Source organism: Xenorhabdus bharatensis, assembly GCF_037996705.1.
Classification (GTDB): domain Bacteria; phylum Pseudomonadota; class Gammaproteobacteria; order Enterobacterales; family Enterobacteriaceae; genus Xenorhabdus; species Xenorhabdus bharatensis.
In genome coordinates this window covers 33,347-50,393 of sequence record NZ_JBBMXG010000020.1, presented here as the reverse complement: position 1 = coordinate 50,393, position 17,047 = coordinate 33,347, and the positions used below count along the sequence as shown (strand labels likewise).

The window sequence follows — 17,047 nt, the reverse complement described above, 5'->3', positions numbered from 1 at the left end:
GTCGTAAACCTTGCCGATAAAAATAATTCTCATTTTTATCTGCCCGATTTGCTCTCTTAGGTGACTTATAGCAATGCAATATTTCATACAGACATATTTCGGGAAATTTATGGCAAATAATAGTCAAAATTTAGGAAAACGCCCAATCGCAACTTTTATCCGAAAAATTTTAAACGGAACATTTTCTGGCACTCTGGTGCTGGGAACCGCATTTTCCGGCTCAGTTTCGGCGACTGAAAATCCTTCTGACCAAAAGCCAGAAAAGAAAAATGAGGTGATGCAGTTATCAACACTTTCTGTTGTGGGAAGCACTCGTAACAGTACCAGTGCGGGTAGTTCAGCGCTCAAAAAGGAAGATATTGACCGTACTCAGGCGGATAATATTGCTGAGCTGCTCGGGCAGCTCCCCGGCGTTTCGATGTCCGGTTCAGTACGCCCCGGAGGACAGACATTAAATATCTGGGGAATGGGGGAGCAAGAAGATGTCAAAGTGACACTGGATGATGCCCCAAAAGGATTTGAGAAATATCGTCAGGGATCTATCTTCATTGAGCCGGAGTTAATCAAACGCATTGATGTGGATAAAGGGCCACACAATATATTGAACGGCAATGGTGGATTTGGTGGCTCGATTAAAGTTGTAACCAAAGATGCCAGCGATTTATTGCGCCCTGATGAGGATTGGGGTGGTTTTATTAAGCAAAGCTTCCATACCAATGACAGACAATGGATCAATAGTGCTGCTTTATATGGCAGAGATCCGTATGGCTACGCGGATGGCTTGCTGTATTTCAGTAAACGTGATGGCCATAATATCAAGCGCCCCGATGGGACACGTTTTGAGTTTTCACAAAACAACCAAACTTCCTATTTATTGAAAACCAATTTCTATCCTAATGATTCAAATACTATTAGTTTATCGGCTATGCGTACCGAGTCGGATGGTTGGAAACCATGGGCGGCGAAGCGGGATAAAATGAATGTTCCGTCAGAATGGGAAGTAGAAAAATATGGCTGGGATGGTGCATGGCAAAGAAAACTGGTCTTTCGTGATCAGACAGATCAAAATTATAGCGTCAAATGGAATATTGCACCGGAAGAAAACCTTTGGCTGAATCTGACGCTAACTAACACCTATTCGAAGACTAAACAAAATGATCGCCGTCCGGCAGATGTCTCCGGTAATTATGCCTCTTCTATGGGACAGAAAAGCTGGGTTGATTACACAGATATTCTCTCTGATATCAATAATAAAAGCATATTCTCAACCGGAAATATTGAACATGAGCTAATGATTGGAGCCAAATGGCATAAAAATCAACGCAACGTGTTAATGTTCAATAAAAGCAAAAGTAAAAATATACAAGAAAATGCTGAATATAATTACGGCTATTATCAGCCGTACTATATGCCAGCAGGTACTCAGCATACCTACAGCCTGTATATGCAAGACTCTCTGAAACTGGGGGACATCACAGTGACACCGGGGGTGCGCTACGATCATGTGAAAAATACAGGCGAAGAGAATAAGGCTCCACGTTTTAACAATAAATCCCCTGAAGCCAACCATGACTACAGCAGTGTCACTTATGCTGGCTGGACACCTCATCTGGGCTTAATGTGGAAAACCAATCAGAATCTCTCACTGTTTGCAGATATCAGCCACACATGGAGAGCACCACTAGTAGATGAGCAGTATGAAGTTCAATCAAATGACTCCAGCGTCCCTGGTTCCAGCCGCAACCTAGATACTGAAAAAATGACCGGGATACGACTTGGGGCCATACTTGATTACGATAATCTGATGCTTGAGAATGACAGCTTACAAATCCGTACTACGCTATTCCGTAATCGGGGAAAAGATGAAATTTTCAAAAGACGTGGAATTTATTGTGAAGAACACGGCAAAAATGGTTTACGTGATACATGTGGAAAGCCATTAGCGAATCATCGCAATCTACCCGGCTATACCATAGAAGGACTAGAAATAGAAACTTTCTACGATAGCCAGACCCTGTTTGGTAAATTATCTTACTCCACTATGCGTGGACAGCGCGATACTTCACCGCGCGACCCATGGATAGGACATAAAACATGGTGGGATCAAATACCTCCAACTTCATTGCGCTCTACGCTCGGGTTTAAAATACCACTCTTACAAATGAAGATGGGCTGGAAAGGCGACTTCATCCGCAAACAAGACCGTTCACCTGCAGATGGCGATCCAAAAGCGAAAGAGTGGTCACTGGCAAAAACCGCAGGTTATGCCCTACACGGCTTGTTTGCCAGCTGGCAGCCACATTTCATACAAGGTTTTGAAGCGCGCATTACTGTCGATAATCTGTTCAACCGTGATTACCGCTCGTACTTAGGAGAAGCTGGTGCAGGTATTGGCCGCAACTATAAACTCAGTATTTCACAGCAGTTCTGACTAGTATTAAACCCTCATGCAATATACCCTCTTAATTTTTAAGAGGGTTATTAATACAATCTGCTATTGACTTCCATCAATAAATAAAAATAATAATCATTATCAAATTTATTCATTCAGGCAATATCACATGGCTGTGCAAAAAAGCACATTCGGACACAATGAACTAGCCCGTCAGCTTTATAACGAATATCACGAATGGCTGTTGAGCTGGATCAAACAGAACTGTGCCAGTCTCAACCATGCAGAAGATCTCACCCATGATGTTTTTATCAAATTGATGCAATATCCGGATATGGCTGAGATCCGTTATCCCAAAGCGTTTTTAATTACCATCGCCCGCAGAACTATCGCTAATTATTACCGCCGGAAAAAGCTCGAAGAGAATTATTTGGACTATATCAGTACCGTGCCGAAAAACACCTCCTATCCAACAGAACACCAGCTTGTACTGCTGGAGCAATTAGAAAGGATAGACAGCACGCTTGATAAGCTACCAATAAAAGTCAGGCAGGCATTTCTGCTGACTCAGTTGCAAGGGATGCACTATAAAGAAGTAGCAAAAGATCTTGGGATCTCCATGAGTTCGGTAAAAAGTTACTTACAGCAGGCTCATAAACGGTGTCACCCTCTTAATACACTATAAAAAAATAAAACCCGCTGCTTTTTCTGGCAGCGGGCTATTTCAAATTACTTCAAATTCCATTTCTCAATTAATTTGAAAAACGAAAGTACATCAAAGAATGCGGTTTTTCTCTAACTGAGCAAGGCGAGCAGCTTCTCTTGCTTCGCGCTTTTTACGGGCATCACAGGGTTCAGGGCAATCACAAACTTTCTCAACACCAATGCTTCCCAAACCGCCGCAACTCCCCTGAATGCTTTTGCGTTTAAAAATATAACCTAACGCCATTCCCGCAAAGGCCAGCAGGAAAAAGATAAAGGCTGCGATAAAGACTTCCATAACCTTCCCTCTTATTTCTTCTGTTGTAAATCGTCTTTCTGTTGTAAATAGCGCTTAAAAGCCGGGCTATAACGCTCTTCAAAACCATCTTTAGTTTTGACAATCATAAAGACCGGAATGTTCAGCTTCTCAGCCATTTCCATTCCCTTTTCCGGTCCCAGTACATCTATTCCGGTAGAAAAACCATCGGCACTCATACAGCTCGGAGCAATAACCGTGATTGAAACCAGATTGTGTGCAATAGGTCGGCCTGTTTTAGGGTTAATCGTGTGAGAATAACGTACGCCATTCTGTTCAAAATAGTTACGATAATCACCTGATGTTGCTACAGCCATATTCCCCGGCGCAATAATTTCCTGAGCACTTTGCGTCATGCCGCTATCGGAGGGTTTTTCAATTGCAATCCGCCAAGGTGTCCCTTTTCCATTATTACCGGATGTGCGGACTTCACCACCAATATCAACCATGTAATTACCGATATTCTGAGAAGCCAGATATTCTGCCACGACATCAACGCCATAGCCTTTGGCAATGGAAGAAAGATCAACATACAACTCAGGAATGGATTTAATCAGATTATTACCTTCAACAGATAGCTTATCGATACCTATCCATGCACGACGTGTTGCCAGCTCATCCTCTGTTGGTGCCTTCGTTACGCGCCCTTCCGGCCCGAAACCCCACAGATTCACTAATGGCCCGACAGTGACATCCAGCGCACCATCCGTCAGCTTATTAATGCGGATAGCTTCTTTAACAACCTTGGCAGTGGCTGCCGATACCGGAAAAGGCGTATTTACCTCACGGCTTTGATTAAAACGACTCAATTCAGAATTTGGCCGGTAAGTGGACATCTGGTCGTTTACTTCTTCCAGTAAACGATCAATCTCTTTTTGCATGTTTTCCGGAGAGGGAACTGATGAATCAGCAACATATTTGACGGAGTAATAAGTCCCCATCGTTTGCCCACTCAGATTCTGCTGTTCAGGGCCACCACATGCTGACAACAACACAGCCATCAGCAGCATTACACCCCAGTTGATAATTTTTTTATTCAACATAACTTACTCTTTCTGAATCGTCAGCGCCCACAAAATGTGGGCGCTTATCGTTAAATCAAAGTGTTATATACCCGCACAATTTACTGCCATTGTGGGGATATATATCATGGCCTGATTCAAATCATCAGCCACCGAAATCATCCAGCAGGATGTTTTCATCTTCTACACCAAGATCTTTCAGCATCTTAATGACTGCTGCGTTCATCACCGGAGGCCCACACATATAGAATTCACAATCTTCCGGTGCTGGATGGTCTTTCAGATAGTTTTCATACAGGACATTGTGGATAAAGCCTGTGTAACCATCCCAGTTATCTTCCGGCAGCGCATCAGACAATGCCACGTGCCATGTGAAGTTCTCATTCTCTGCCGCTAACTGGTCAAAATCTTCGGTATAGAACATTTCGCGCTTAGAACGAGCACCATACCAGAAAGTGATCTTACGCTTGGAGCTCAGTCTTCTCAGCTGATCAAAGATATGCGAACGCATAGGTGCCATACCTGCACCACCACCGATAAAGACCATCTCTGCATCAGTATCTTTCGCGAAGAATTCACCGAATGGGCCGGAAATCGTGACTTTATCACCCGCTTTCAGTGACCAGATATAGGAAGACATGATACCCGGTACTACATCAGGGTTTCTTGGTGGTGGCGTTGCGATACGCACGTTCAGCATAATGACGCCGTGTTCTTCCGGATAGTTCGCCATAGAATAGGCACGAACAGTTGGTTCAGTCACTTCAGAAACATAGCGGAACAGGTTAAATTTATCCCAGTCTTCGCGGTACTCATCCGGTACATCAAAATCAGAATAGCGGGCAACATGTGGAGGACATTCTATCTGAATGTAACCACCCGCACGGAATGGTACAACTTCCCCATCAGGAATTTTCAGTTTCAATTCCTTAATGAAAGTCGCTTTATTATCGTTAGAGATAACTTCACATTCCCATTTTTTAACGCCGAATATTTCTTCCGGCAATTCAATTTTCAGGTCTTGCTTAACATTAACCTGACATGCCAGACGGCAGCCTTCTTTCGCTTCGCGCTTGTTAATGTGAGACAGTTCGGTAGGCAGGATGTCACCGCCACCGTCCTTGATTTTTACACGGCACTGACCACAAGAGCCGCCGCCACCACAAGCGGAGGAAACGAAAATCCCCTGATTAGCCAGCATACCCAATAACTTGTCACCGGCAGGAGCAGTAAAGCTTTTATCCTCATCGCCGTTGACTTCAACTTTAATATCCCCGGTGTTCACCAGCTTCGATTTTGCAAACAAAATCATTGCTGTCAGTGCCAACACAATCAGGGTAAACATTACTACGCCTAGAATGATTATATCCATGAATTCTTCCCGCCTTTAGAGCTGCACGCCGGAGAAGGACATAAAGCCCAATGCCATCAGCCCGGTGGTAATAAAGGTGATCCCCAGTCCTTTCAAACCTGCCGGAACATCCGCATATTTCATTTTTTCACGGATTGCGGCCATCAGGACAATCGCCAGCATCCAGCCCATACCTGAACCGAAACCATATACGATGGATTCGCTGAAGTTATAGTCGCGCTGGGCCATGAAAGAAACACCACCAAAAATCGCACAGTTTACCGTAATCAACGGCAGGAAAATCCCTAATGCGTTGTAAAGGGCAGGAACGTAGCGGTCGAGGATCATTTCCAGTATCTGTACCAGTGCGGCAATCACACCGATAAAGGTAATGAAATTCAGGAAACTCAGGTCAACGCCATCAATCAGCGCACCATCACGAAGTACCAGATTGTAAACAAGGTTGTTGGCAGGAACCGAAATCCCCAGAACAACCGTGACGGCAACGCCCAAACCAAACGCGGTTTTTACGTTTTTGGATACCGCCAGAAAAGTACACATACCGAGAAAGAAGGATAACGCCATATTCTCGATAAAGACGGCACGGACAAACAAACTAATATAATGTTCCATGTTGCCTGTTACTCCTTATCAACCTGCTCAGGCTTCAGAGTCCGCAGACCCCAAATCAGCATACCAATGATGAAGAATGCACTTGGTGCCAGCAGGAACAAGCCATTAGGCTGATACCAACCGCCATTCTTGATGGATTCCATCACTGTAATGCCCAACAGCTTTCCTGAGCCAAACAGCTCGCGCAAAAAACCCACCAGCAACAGAATGACACCGTAGCCCAAACCGTTACCGATACCATCCATAAAACTTTCCACCGGTGGTGCTTTCATGGCATAGGCTTCTGCGCGGCCCATTACGATACAGTTAGTGATGATAAGGCCAACAAACACAGATAACTGTTTTGAGATTTCATAGGCATACGCCTGTAAAATCTGGTCTACCACAATAACCAGCGAGGCGATGATCGCCATCTGTACGATGATTCGCACACTGCCCGGAATGTAGTTACGAATCAATGAAATAAAGAAGTTAGAGAATGCTGTTACCAGTGTTACAGCAATCGTCATTACCAGCGCAGTTTCCAGCTTGGTTGTTACAGCCAATGCTGAACATACCCCCAAAACCTGCAATGCTATCGGGTTATTATCAAACAACGGCCCAAGCAGGACGCGTTTTATCTCTTTGCTATCAGCCATCTTTCAGGGCTCCCTCGCGTACTTTTTTCAGGAACGGACCAAAACCGTTATCACCCAACCAGAAATCAAACATATGCTGAACACCGTTGGAAGTCAGAGTCGCTCCGGACAAACCATCTACACCGTAAGGATTATTACCGGCTCCACCACGAACGATTTTAATCGCCGGAGCACCTTCCGGGTTATACAGTTTTTTACCAACCCATTGCTTACGCCATTGTGGATTATCAACTTCACCACCCAGACCCGGCGTTTCGCCGTGAGAATAGTAAGTAATACCGCGAGATGTTACGCCATCCACATCAATAGAAATAAACGCATACATCATTGACCACAAACCTGAACCGTAGATTGGCAATACCAGCTCAGTGGTTTTACCCTGCTCATCTTTGACCAGATAGATTTCGGCCATATCAGCGCGACGGCGGATTTTTGCCAAATCCTGTTTCGATGATAAAGCGATACTGGTTTCATCACTGCGCAAAGCATTATTCAGGTCAAACTTACCATCACTTTTTTCAAGTGTTGCCGTTTTCAGATTAAGCAATTCAGGTTGAATACGGCTGTCATACACTTCTTTAATTGCTGCTGTTGTCATGTCTGGCTTCAGCAAACCGGCAACATCCAGAATATTGCGCTGCTTATCCAGCAGTTTCTGCTCCTGCTGCTGCGCTTTCAAACCTACGGCTGAACCAGCAACGACAATCGAACATACAAGGCACAGCACAAAAACAACGAGAAACGTTCTGCCGATGCTGTCATTATTTTTTGGTTTATCATTAGCCACGGGCTTTTCTCCGCTTAATATTGGCCTGCACGACCAGATAATCGAACAGTGGCGCGAACAGGTTAGCGAACAGAATCGCCAACATCATCCCTTCTGGGTAAGCTGGGTTCACAACTCGGATCAGAATACACATGACCCCGATCAGAATGCCGTATGCCCATTTACCTTTATCCGTAAATGCAGCGGATACCGGGTCTGTAGCCATAAAGATCATGCCAAATGCGAAACCACCCAGAACCATGTGCCAGTACCATGGCATAGCAAACATCGGGTTAGTATCTGAACCAATCGCATTGAACAGATAAGACATGGCAATCATACCTAGCATAACACCGGCAACAATGCGCCATGAAGCGATGCGGGCAAACAGAATGATGGCACCACCGATGAAAATCATCAGAGTGGAAACTTCACCCACTGAGCCCGGGATGTTACCAAGGAAAGCATCCATCCATGTTACAGGCTGGCCTGAAATGGTGTTCATCAGAGCGTGCTGGCCTGCATTCGCCCACTGAGACAGCGGAGTTGCACCGGAAAAACCATCAGCCGCAGTCCAGACCAGATCACCCGAAATTTGCGCAGGATACGCAAAGAACAGGAAAGCACGGCCTGCCAGTGCCGGGTTAAGGAAGTTACGCCCGGTTCCGCCAAAAATTTCTTTTGCGACAACAACACCAAACGTAATACCCAGTGCCGCCTGCCATAATGGCAGCGTTGGCGGAACAATCAGAGCGAACAGAATAGAGCTGACAAAAAAGCCTTCGTTGATTTCATGTTTGCGGATAATGGCAAATAAAACTTCCCAAAAACCACCAACAATAAAAACAACCGCATAAATTGGCAGGAAATAGGTTGCGCCCAACAGCATTTTGCTGCCCCACCCTGCATCCGGTGTCAGTGATGCACCAAGATACTGAGCCAGCATATAATGCCAGTCTGAAGCCAGAACCTGCTGTAATGCCTCTCCGCTGTATAGATGAGTCAGGGCTGGTATCGCCTGATTTCCGACGTTATACATACCCCAGAACATCGCCGGAAAAACAGACATCCATACCAGAATCATCATACGCTTGAGATCGATGGCATCACGAACGTGAGTTTTCCCTTTTGTCACTGTGCCCGGCGTGTAAAAGACGGTGCTCACTGCCTCATAGAGAGGATAATATTTTTCCAGCTTGCCACCGGCCTCAAAGTGATGTTCTACTTTTTCAAAATAATTTTTCAGGCCCATGAATTACCCTTCCTGCTCAATCTTAGTCAGCACTTCACGCAGTACCGGACCATACTCATATTTACCCGGGCAAACATAAGTACACAGTGCCAAATCTTCTTCATCTAACTCCAGACAACCCAGAGCCTGAGAACCGTCAGTGTCCCCAGCCAGCAGATCACGAAGCAAGTGAGTAGCCATGATATCCAATGGCATTACCCGCTCGTAGTTGCCGATTGGCACCATGGAACGGTCTCCGCCATTTGTGGAAGTTGAGAAAGCAAACCGTTTCTTTTTCAGGAAATGACCGATAGTGGTACGGGTAATGGAGAATTTATTCGTACCGGGAGCGATCCAGCCAAACAACTCTTTCTCACGGCCTTCAGACAGAACAGATACCAGAGTGTGGAAACGACCCAGATAATGATGAGCTTCATCTGATTTAGCGCCACACAGTACTGAACCTGAAATAATACGGTTTTCACCCTCTTTCAGCTGCCCGTGAGTCAGTTCCAGCAAGTCAACCCCCAGACGGGAACGCACCAGACGCGGTGTTTTAACCTGAGGCCCTGCCAGAGAAATGACGCGATCAGTGTACAGTTCACCGGTGGTGAATAGCTTACCGATAGCAATAACATCCTGATACCCGAGATGCCATACTGCTTTTTGAGCACTGACCGGTTCAATAAAATGAATATGTGTGCCAACCAATCCGGCCGGATGCGGCCCGACAAACTGGCTGTAAGTAATTTGAGGGTTGTTCCCCGATGCCGGAATTTTCCCCGCGCCGTGGCAAACGTGGATTTTTCCTTCTGTCAGTTTTGACAGAACATTCAGACCATCAACAAAAGCCTCTTCTTGTGTTGCAATAACAACAGACGGGTCAGCCGCCAGTGGCTGAGTATCAATTGCCGTCACAAAGATTGCCTTTGGTGTGGAGCCTGGGACAGGAGAACGACTGAAAGGACGTGTACGTAATGCCGTCCACATTCCTGATGAAAGCAGGTTTTTTTCTACCTGTTCACGAGTCAGCCCTGCAAGTTCTGTACGCTCATAACGATCAAACGTTATTTGTTCGTCACCATTCACCTCAATCACAACAGATTGCAGTACACGGCGCTCTCCACGTCCGATGGTGACAACTTTCCCACTTGCGGGACTGGTAAATACTACCCCTGGATTCTTTTTATCTTCAAAAAGAATTTGCCCTTTTTTAACATGCTCACCTTCCTTAACCAGCATAGAAGGACGCATTCCAACATATTCTTCGCCTAATAAAGCGACATGGCGAATTGTCGGACCATCTTCTATAACTTGGGCAGGCGCTCCTGCTATCGGGAGGTCGAGTCCTTTTTTAATTTTAATCATAAGATTTGCACAAGTTTATCAGTTAAATCATATGCTACACCTCACCCTGTGGTATTCCCGCGGGGTGATGCAGCGACTTCAGTAATAAAAAACAGCTTGAGCGGCATATATCTCAAGTTATTCATGCCGATAATCGTTACAATATTCTCTTAAGTTTCGCCAGCAACGATTCTAACATTTCCCCCAAACGCTGTCTGACTAATCGAGTGATTTAGCTCAAGCAAATAAGAATAATTTCTCTGCTGAACCGTTAACTACTCGATAAAGCCGAGCACAATCATCACTTTTCCCTACTACGGAGGGCTTTTTAACCAGACTGTTCTTTTATGGGTGTAAAATATCGTTGTTATATTTACTCAGCATATTGCCACGACATGATAACCTCAATCGCAGGATGTCATTAAGTTATTACCTTCTTAGGTGGTTATATTATGAAAAAAAATATTCTTTATTTTTCGCTTAGCTGGCTTCTCGTTAGTGTACCAGCATTTACGCAGGCTCAGGACTTGTTATTAGGCAGTAAACAATTAAGTGAAAAATCATCATTAAAACAGCTCGGCTCTGATATCTTCATTCAAATATTCAAAGAAGAAAAAGTACTTGAACTCTACACCAAAAACAGCACAGGCCATTATCAATTAACCCGGCAATATCCTATCTGTAATTACTCCGGAGGGCTTGGCCCTAAGACCCTGAAAGGGGACTTAAAAAGCCCGGAAGGTTTTTACCATGTCAGCCTGAAACAGTTAAAACCCGACAGCAGCTACTACCGAGCCATTAATATAGGGTTTCCCAATCAATTTGATAAATACCGGGGTTATTCCGGCAAGAATTTAATGATCCATGGTGCATGTAAATCTATTGGCTGCTATGCCATGACCAATCTTTATATGGATGAAATATACCGATATGCAGAGAGTGCGCTTCATCGTGGACAACGAGAAATTAAAGTTGACATTTACCCCTTCAGGATGACGTCATCAAATATGAGACGCCATCACAATAACGTCAACTACCCATTTTGGGAACAGTTGCAGCCTGCTTATGAATATTTCGTTCAACATAGCACACCTGCAACTGTTAAAGTCATCAGAGGACAATATGTTTTAAATCAGGTAACTCAACCTACCAGCCCAACTCCATCAGACTATGCGTTCACCAAGGTGAAATAATGCATAACTTCCCGGTTCAATTTTATGCCAGTCTTCGTTATGCGTTAAAGGCAAAGTTGCAATCACGGATACCACATCATCAGGTTGCGTATGTTCCTGAAAATCAATTTCAATATCCTGATCAAGCAATTTCGCTTTACCAAAAGGTGAACGACGGGTAATCCAGTGTAATTGTGTCGAGCAATAAGCCAGCATAAATCGCCCGTCAGAGAGCAGCATATTGAAAACGCCTTTTTCCCGAAGCTCATCTGCCAGTGATGCGATGAAACGGAATACCGCTGGCCAGTTAGAAGGCCGTTTAGGATATTTCACCGACAACTGATGCAGTATCCAGCAAAATGCCCATTCACTGTCAGTTTCACCAACCGGACGATAATTTCCCGTTTTCAGGTTACGATGCCCTTTCAATTGGCCATTATGAGCATAAGTCCAGTATCTTCCCCATAATTCGCGGGTAAACGGATGAGTATTCACAAGGGATACATTGCCACGGTTAGCCTGACGAATATGGGCAATAATAGCCTCTGATTTAATCGGATAGCCCTGAATAAAACGGGCAACAGGAGAATGATAACAGGGCTGGTGATCTTTGAAGGCTCGATATCCAAGACCTTCATAGAAAGTAATTCCCCAGCCGTCCCTGTGAGGGCCTGTATTCCCGCCTCGCTGGATCAGACCACTCAAACTGAAAATGATATCCGTTGGCACATTGGCACTCATGCCAAGTAATTCACACATTGCCTACCTCTAAACCGAACCTGACTCCTGTTAACGCTGATTTCTGTTAACACTGTGTAATCAAGCTTTTTCCATCTCTTTTTCAATTAACTGAATCAAAATATGGATAACTTTGATATGAATTTCCTGAATACGATCCGCGTAACCAAAATGAGGCACACGAATTTCAACATCCGCTGTTCCTGCCATTTTGCCGCCATCTTTACCGGTCAGGGTGATCACTTTCATCCCTTTCGCACGAGCAGCTTCAATTGCCTTAATAATATTACCGGAATTACCTGAGGTTGAAATTCCGAGCAGCACATCACCTTGCTGACCAACAGCTTCAAGATAGCGGGAAAACACATAATCATAGCCAAAATCATTACTCACACAGGAGAGATGGCTGGGATCAGAAATAGCGATACCAGGGTATCCCGGGCGGTTTTCACGATAACGGCCTGTCAACTCTTCCGCAAAATGCATGGCATCACAATGTGAACCGCCATTGCCGCAAGAAAGTACTTTTCCTCCCGCCTTAAATGAATCTGCCAACAAAACCGCCGCTTTTTGAATGGCATCAATATTGGCATTATCGTTGAGGAAGTTGGTCAGTGTCTCTACGGCTTCAGATAATTCACTGCGGATCAGATCTTGATACATGGGGCTCATACTCCTGAAAGGAAAGGTCTTCGGGATTAACAACAACAGTTATTGAGTGTAACGGATTCCCCCTCCTGAAAGAAGATGTCATTACATTCCGATGAAACTATCACAGCAAAAACGGCAATCACTTTGTGAGCTAGATTGTAATTAAGATGTAAATATATTGATAAAAGTCTTTTCCTCATCTAAAAAAGAAGAACATCACAACAGGTCAGACCTCTGACAACTCAACCTGAGATTTACAGGAGTTTTACTATGACCGTCCTCAGTATCATCTTATTTTTAGCCTTGATTGGCGGGCTTTGTTACCGCAAAGTCAGCCTGACTGTTAGCAGCCTGCTGCTTATTGCCTATACATTCATTATGGGTGTTACCGGCTTATGGAGCTACTGGCTACTGCTACCACTCGCTATTATCCTGTTCCCTCTTGTTTTCACCCCGACCCGAATCTCTTTATTCTCCGCTCCCGGCCTGAAAGCATTCCGTAAAGTTATGCCAAGCATGTCCAGAACAGAGAAAGAAGCCATTGATGCAGGTACAACATGGTGGGAAGGTGATTTGTTCCGTGGCAATCCTGACTGGAAAAAATTGCACAATTACCCGAAACCCCAACTCACTGCTGAAGAACAGGCATTCATTGATGGCCCTGTGGAAGAAGCCTGCCGTATGGCAAATGATTTCCAAATCAGCCACGAATTAGCTGACTTGCCTCCAGAACTTTGGGCTTACCTGAAAGAACATCGCTTCTTTGCGATGATCATCAAGAAAGAGTATGGCGGTCTGGAATTCTCAGCCTACGCCCAATCACAAGTGCTACAAAAACTGTCTGGTGTCTCCGGTATTCTGGCGATCACTGTCGGCGTACCTAACTCCTTAGGCCCGGGTGAATTATTACAGCACTATGGTACCGATGAGCAGAAAAAACATTACCTGCCCGGTCTTGCCCGTGGTGAAGAAATCCCCTGTTTTGCTCTGACCAGCCCGGAAGCGGGTTCTGATGCCGGTGCAATTCCGGATACCGGTGTCGTCTGTATGGGCGAATGGCAGGGTGAACAAGTTCTTGGTATGCGCCTGAACTGGAATAAACGCTACATCACTCTTGCACCTATCGCGACTGTACTGGGGCTGGCATTCAAATTGTATGACCCGGACCATTTACTGGGTGAGACTGAATCTCTGGGCATTACCTGTGCTCTTATCCCAACCAATACCCCGGGTGTTGAAATCGGTCATCGCCACTTCCCACTGAATATCCCATTCCAGAATGGACCGACCCGTGGTCAGGATATTTTCGTTCCTATCGATTATATTATTGGTGGGCCGAAAATGGCGGGGCAAGGTTGGCGTATGCTGGTTGAGTGCCTGTCAGTTGGCCGTGGTATCACTCTGCCATCTAACGCAACTGGCGGTCTGAAAAGTATAGCTATGGCTACCGGAGCTTACTCCTATATTCGCCGTCAGTTCAAACTGCCTATCGGTAAAATGGAAGGTATTGAAGAGCCACTGGCCCGCATTGCCGGTAACGCTTATCTGATGGATGCAGCCGCAACGATGATCACAAGTGGCATTATGCTGGGCGAGAAACCTGCTGTTCTGTCAGCCATCGTGAAATACCACTGTACCCACAGAGGTCAGCGTGCAGTCATTGATGCTATGGATATTGCTGGTGGTAAAGGTATCTGTCTTGGCCCATCTAACTTTTTAGCCCGTGCTTATCAGGGCGCACCTATCGCCATTACCGTCGAAGGTGCGAATATCCTGACCCGTAGCATGATTATCTTTGGTCAGGGCGCAATTCGTTGCCATCCTTATGTACTGGCTGAAATAGCTGCGGCTGAAAAAAATGATGTCAAAGCATTTGATAAAGCGTTGTTTGGTCACCTCGGGCATGTTGCCAGCAATACCCTGCGCAGCCTCTGGTTAGGTATCACTAATGGCAGAACAAGCAGCACACCTGTTAATGATGCGACCCGCCGTTACTATCAGCTCATCAATCGTCTGAGTGCCAACCTTGCTCTGATGTCTGATGTTTCCATGGGTGTATTGGGTGGCAGCCTGAAACGCCGTGAGCGTATCTCAGCCCGTCTGGGCGATATTCTGAGCCAAATCTTCCTGGCTAGTGCGACGTTAAAACGCTATGAAGATGAGGGACGCCAGAAAGAAGACTTACCACTGGTACAATGGGCGGTAGAAGATGCTCTGTATCAGGCGGAACTGGCTCTAAATGATCTGCTGCGCAATTTCCCTAACCGTCTGGTAGCGGGTTTAATGCGAGGCATTGTCTTCCCACTGGGTCGTTCACGCACTGCTCCAACGGATAAACTGGATCACAAACTGGCTCAGATATTACAAACACCTTCTGCAACCCGTGATCGGATTGGTCGTGGCCAGTATCTGACACCAAGCGAGCACAATCCTCATGGATTACTGGAAGAAGCTCTGCATGACATCATTGCCGCAGAGCCTATTCATGCTCGCCTGAGCCGCGAAGCAGGCAAAAACCTGAGCTTTACACGTCTGGATCAGTTAGCTGAAAAAGCATTATCTGATAATAAGATCACCAAAGAAGAAGCTGATATTCTGAAGCGAGCGGAAACCAGCAGACTGCGTTCAATCAATGTTGATGAATTTGAAGCAGACGCATTCTCTATACCTCATGCAACAATAAAAGCGGACAAACAAACCAAAGCAGCCTAATGCTGATACAGTCAATTAAGTAATAAGAACAAAGCGGGGCACATCACAGCCCCGTTTTTTTTTACACTTCTTCCAGTGATAACAATTCCTGTATTGTCTGTCGCCGACGAATTAAACGAGGTTGCCCCTCAACAAACAGTACTTCCGGGATCAAAGGCCGGCTATTATAGTTTGAAGACATAGATGCACCATAAGCACCGGTATCATGAAAAATCAGATAATCACCGACTGAAATATCAGGTAGCATGCGCGGGATGACTTCCCCTCCTTCCAGCTGGGTAAAAACATCTCCTGATTCACATAATGGCCCTGCTACCAATGTTTCTTTCAAGCAAGAACGACTGCTGTTTTCCCCAATATCACTGTGGGTTCCGTCACAGCTCTCAGATAAAACAGAAATATGGTGATAACTGCCGTACATCGCCGGGCGCATCAAATCATTAAAACCGGCATCAGCCAACACATAATGACGGCTTCCCATTGACTTTACTGCTCTCACTTCTGCCATCAAAATCCCGGCTTCAGCAACCAAAAAACGACCGGGTTCAATCTCCAGCTTAATATGGTGCCCCAAGTGCTGTTCAATACGCTGACGGGCTTCATGCCATAAATTGTAATAATGGCAAGTATCCACGGCTTCCTCACCGTTTTTATAGGGAATGGACAACCCTCCGCCTGCTGAAATTGCCTGAATATCGACTCCACACGATACAACCTGTTCCACCATCGCATTACAAACATTCGCAAGATGCTGGTAGTCAACGCCGGAACCAATATGCATATGCAGACCGACCAGATTCAGGTTGTATTGATGAATTTTCTCAAGAGCTAAAGGCAAATCCTGAAACCAGATCCCATGTTTGCTATTTTCACCGCCAGTATTTGTCTTCTGGCTATGACCATGCCCGAATCCGGGGTTAATTCTCAGCCAAACCGGATGTGCAGGCTGACGCTGACCAATCTGTTCCAGCATATCCATGGAACCGGCATTGACAGGAATATCTAGTTCAATGACACGCTCCAGCGTCTCTTCATCAATAAGATCGGCGGTGAACACAATTTCAGATTTATCACGTCCGGGCTGAAACCCGGCATGAAGAGCGCGTTCAATTTCGCCCAGTGATACCGAATCCACTTTAATACCCTGCTCTCTCATCAAGCGCAGAATATGCGTATTAGAACAGGCTTTCTGTGCAAACCGGATTACATCAAACTGCTTTAACTTCCCAATTTGTCTGATAATGATATCACTGTCATAAACCCACAATGGTGTTCCGTAATTTGCGGGCAAAGCAAGCAGGTTTTCTGGCGTCAACTTATTGCCTGAAGTGGCAGTACCTGAATTAACAGCCATAGCGGGTATTGTCATTGAAGCG

General features: G+C 45.3%; 15 protein-coding genes. 4 read left to right on the top strand and 11 right to left on the bottom strand.

Going from position 1 to position 17,047, the window contains the following annotated elements; genetic code table 11:
- Positions 1-109 precede the first annotated feature (109 nt).
- Complete coding sequence (locus AAC855_RS17100) at positions 110-2,431, top strand: TonB-dependent hemoglobin/transferrin/lactoferrin family receptor (protein ID WP_340611197.1); 2,322 nt, start codon at positions 110-112, stop codon at positions 2,429-2,431.
- Positions 2,432-2,561: 130 nt separating this feature from the next.
- Complete coding sequence (locus AAC855_RS17095) at positions 2,562-3,077, top strand: sigma-70 family RNA polymerase sigma factor (RefSeq protein WP_340611196.1); 516 nt, start codon at positions 2,562-2,564, stop codon at positions 3,075-3,077.
- A gap of 90 nt (positions 3,078-3,167) precedes the next feature.
- Here AAC855_RS17095 and nqrM read toward each other — a convergent pair whose 3' ends face one another.
- The 8 genes from nqrM to AAC855_RS17055 all read right to left on the bottom strand — a co-directional run bounded on the left by nqrM (position 3,168) and on the right by AAC855_RS17055 (position 10,419).
- Positions 3,168-3,392: a (Na+)-NQR maturation NqrM gene (gene nqrM, locus AAC855_RS17090; RefSeq protein WP_099110771.1), complete on the bottom strand. Its 225-nt coding sequence runs from the start codon at positions 3,390-3,392 to the stop codon at positions 3,168-3,170.
- Positions 3,393-3,403: 11 nt separating this feature from the next.
- A complete protein-coding gene (locus AAC855_RS17085) occupies positions 3,404-4,453 on the bottom strand; it encodes an FAD:protein FMN transferase (protein ID WP_340611195.1) in 1,050 nt (349 codons plus the stop codon).
- Between the two features lie 124 nt (positions 4,454-4,577).
- Complete coding sequence (gene nqrF / locus AAC855_RS17080; RefSeq protein WP_340611194.1) at positions 4,578-5,804, bottom strand: NADH:ubiquinone reductase (Na(+)-transporting) subunit F; 1,227 nt, start codon at positions 5,802-5,804, stop codon at positions 4,578-4,580.
- Positions 5,805-5,819: 15 nt separating this feature from the next.
- The gene (nqrE, locus tag AAC855_RS17075) at positions 5,820-6,416 is read right to left on the bottom strand and encodes an NADH:ubiquinone reductase (Na(+)-transporting) subunit E (RefSeq protein WP_099110774.1); all 597 of its coding nucleotides are present in this window, start codon (positions 6,414-6,416) and stop codon (positions 5,820-5,822) included.
- Positions 6,417-6,424: 8 nt separating this feature from the next.
- Complete coding sequence (locus AAC855_RS17070; RefSeq protein WP_099110775.1) at positions 6,425-7,054, bottom strand: NADH:ubiquinone reductase (Na(+)-transporting) subunit D; 630 nt, start codon at positions 7,052-7,054, stop codon at positions 6,425-6,427.
- Positions 7,047-7,841 carry a Na(+)-translocating NADH-quinone reductase subunit C gene (locus tag AAC855_RS17065; protein WP_340611193.1) on the bottom strand — a complete coding sequence of 265 codons (795 nt, stop codon included), beginning with the start codon at positions 7,839-7,841 and terminating at the stop codon, positions 7,047-7,049. Before AAC855_RS17065 ends, AAC855_RS17070 begins: the two co-directional genes overlap by 8 nt.
- Complete coding sequence (locus tag AAC855_RS17060; RefSeq protein WP_340611192.1) at positions 7,834-9,072, bottom strand: NADH:ubiquinone reductase (Na(+)-transporting) subunit B; 1,239 nt, start codon at positions 9,070-9,072, stop codon at positions 7,834-7,836. Before AAC855_RS17060 ends, AAC855_RS17065 begins: the two co-directional genes overlap by 8 nt.
- 3 nt (positions 9,073-9,075) lie before the next feature.
- On the bottom strand, positions 9,076-10,419 hold the full coding sequence (locus tag AAC855_RS17055; protein WP_340611191.1) for a Na(+)-translocating NADH-quinone reductase subunit A: 1,344 nt from the start codon (positions 10,417-10,419) through the stop codon (positions 9,076-9,078).
- A gap of 431 nt (positions 10,420-10,850) precedes the next feature.
- Between AAC855_RS17055 and AAC855_RS17050 the strand changes: the two genes are divergently transcribed.
- The gene (locus AAC855_RS17050) at positions 10,851-11,591 is read left to right on the top strand and encodes a L,D-transpeptidase family protein (protein WP_340611190.1); all 741 of its coding nucleotides are present in this window, start codon (positions 10,851-10,853) and stop codon (positions 11,589-11,591) included.
- Here AAC855_RS17050 and AAC855_RS17045 read toward each other — a convergent pair.
- Together AAC855_RS17045 and lpcA are read right to left on the bottom strand one after the other, a co-directional pair.
- Positions 11,562-12,329 (bottom strand): class II glutamine amidotransferase, encoded by a 768-nt coding sequence (locus tag AAC855_RS17045; RefSeq protein ID WP_340611189.1) that lies wholly within the window; start codon positions 12,327-12,329, stop codon positions 11,562-11,564. The genes AAC855_RS17050 and AAC855_RS17045 overlap by 30 nt on opposite strands.
- A 60-nt stretch (positions 12,330-12,389) precedes the next feature.
- Positions 12,390-12,971: a D-sedoheptulose 7-phosphate isomerase gene (gene lpcA, locus AAC855_RS17040; protein ID WP_340611188.1), complete on the bottom strand. Its 582-nt coding sequence runs from the start codon at positions 12,969-12,971 to the stop codon at positions 12,390-12,392.
- A gap of 258 nt (positions 12,972-13,229) precedes the next feature.
- Between lpcA and fadE the strand changes: the two genes are divergently transcribed.
- A complete protein-coding gene (fadE, locus tag AAC855_RS17035; protein WP_340611187.1) occupies positions 13,230-15,671 on the top strand; it encodes an acyl-CoA dehydrogenase FadE in 2,442 nt (813 codons plus the stop codon).
- Between the two features lie 61 nt (positions 15,672-15,732).
- On the opposite strand, the gene lysA is transcribed toward fadE, so the two are convergent.
- Positions 15,733-17,040 (bottom strand): diaminopimelate decarboxylase, encoded by a 1,308-nt coding sequence (lysA, locus tag AAC855_RS17030; RefSeq protein ID WP_422824399.1) that lies wholly within the window; start codon positions 17,038-17,040, stop codon positions 15,733-15,735.
- Positions 17,041-17,047: the final 7 nt, after the last annotated feature.

What these genes read in the sequence shown, in the direction of transcription:
- lysA (WP_422824399.1), bottom strand. Translation starts at nt 17,040, where the DNA reads ATGACAATACCCGCTATGGCTGTTAATTCAGGTACTGCCACTTCAGGC.
- AAC855_RS17055 (WP_340611191.1), bottom strand. Translation starts at nt 10,419, where the DNA reads ATGATTAAAATTAAAAAAGGACTCGACCTCCCGATAGCAGGAGCGCCT.
- nqrE (WP_099110774.1), bottom strand. Translation starts at nt 6,416, where the DNA reads ATGGAACATTATATTAGTTTGTTTGTCCGTGCCGTCTTTATCGAGAAT.
- AAC855_RS17085 (WP_340611195.1), bottom strand. Translation starts at nt 4,453, where the DNA reads ATGTTGAATAAAAAAATTATCAACTGGGGTGTAATGCTGCTGATGGCT.
- AAC855_RS17100 (WP_340611197.1), top strand. Translation starts at nt 110, where the DNA reads ATGGCAAATAATAGTCAAAATTTAGGAAAACGCCCAATCGCAACTTTT.
- AAC855_RS17095 (WP_340611196.1), top strand. Translation starts at nt 2,562, where the DNA reads ATGGCTGTGCAAAAAAGCACATTCGGACACAATGAACTAGCCCGTCAG.
- lpcA (WP_340611188.1), bottom strand. Translation starts at nt 12,971, where the DNA reads ATGTATCAAGATCTGATCCGCAGTGAATTATCTGAAGCCGTAGAGACA.
- AAC855_RS17070 (WP_099110775.1), bottom strand. Translation starts at nt 7,054, where the DNA reads ATGGCTGATAGCAAAGAGATAAAACGCGTCCTGCTTGGGCCGTTGTTT.
- fadE (WP_340611187.1), top strand. Translation starts at nt 13,230, where the DNA reads ATGACCGTCCTCAGTATCATCTTATTTTTAGCCTTGATTGGCGGGCTT.
- nqrF (WP_340611194.1), bottom strand. Translation starts at nt 5,804, where the DNA reads ATGGATATAATCATTCTAGGCGTAGTAATGTTTACCCTGATTGTGTTG.
- AAC855_RS17060 (WP_340611192.1), bottom strand. Translation starts at nt 9,072, where the DNA reads ATGGGCCTGAAAAATTATTTTGAAAAAGTAGAACATCACTTTGAGGCC.
- nqrM (WP_099110771.1), bottom strand. Translation starts at nt 3,392, where the DNA reads ATGGAAGTCTTTATCGCAGCCTTTATCTTTTTCCTGCTGGCCTTTGCG.
- AAC855_RS17045 (WP_340611189.1), bottom strand. Translation starts at nt 12,329, where the DNA reads ATGTGTGAATTACTTGGCATGAGTGCCAATGTGCCAACGGATATCATT.
- AAC855_RS17050 (WP_340611190.1), top strand. Translation starts at nt 10,851, where the DNA reads ATGAAAAAAAATATTCTTTATTTTTCGCTTAGCTGGCTTCTCGTTAGT.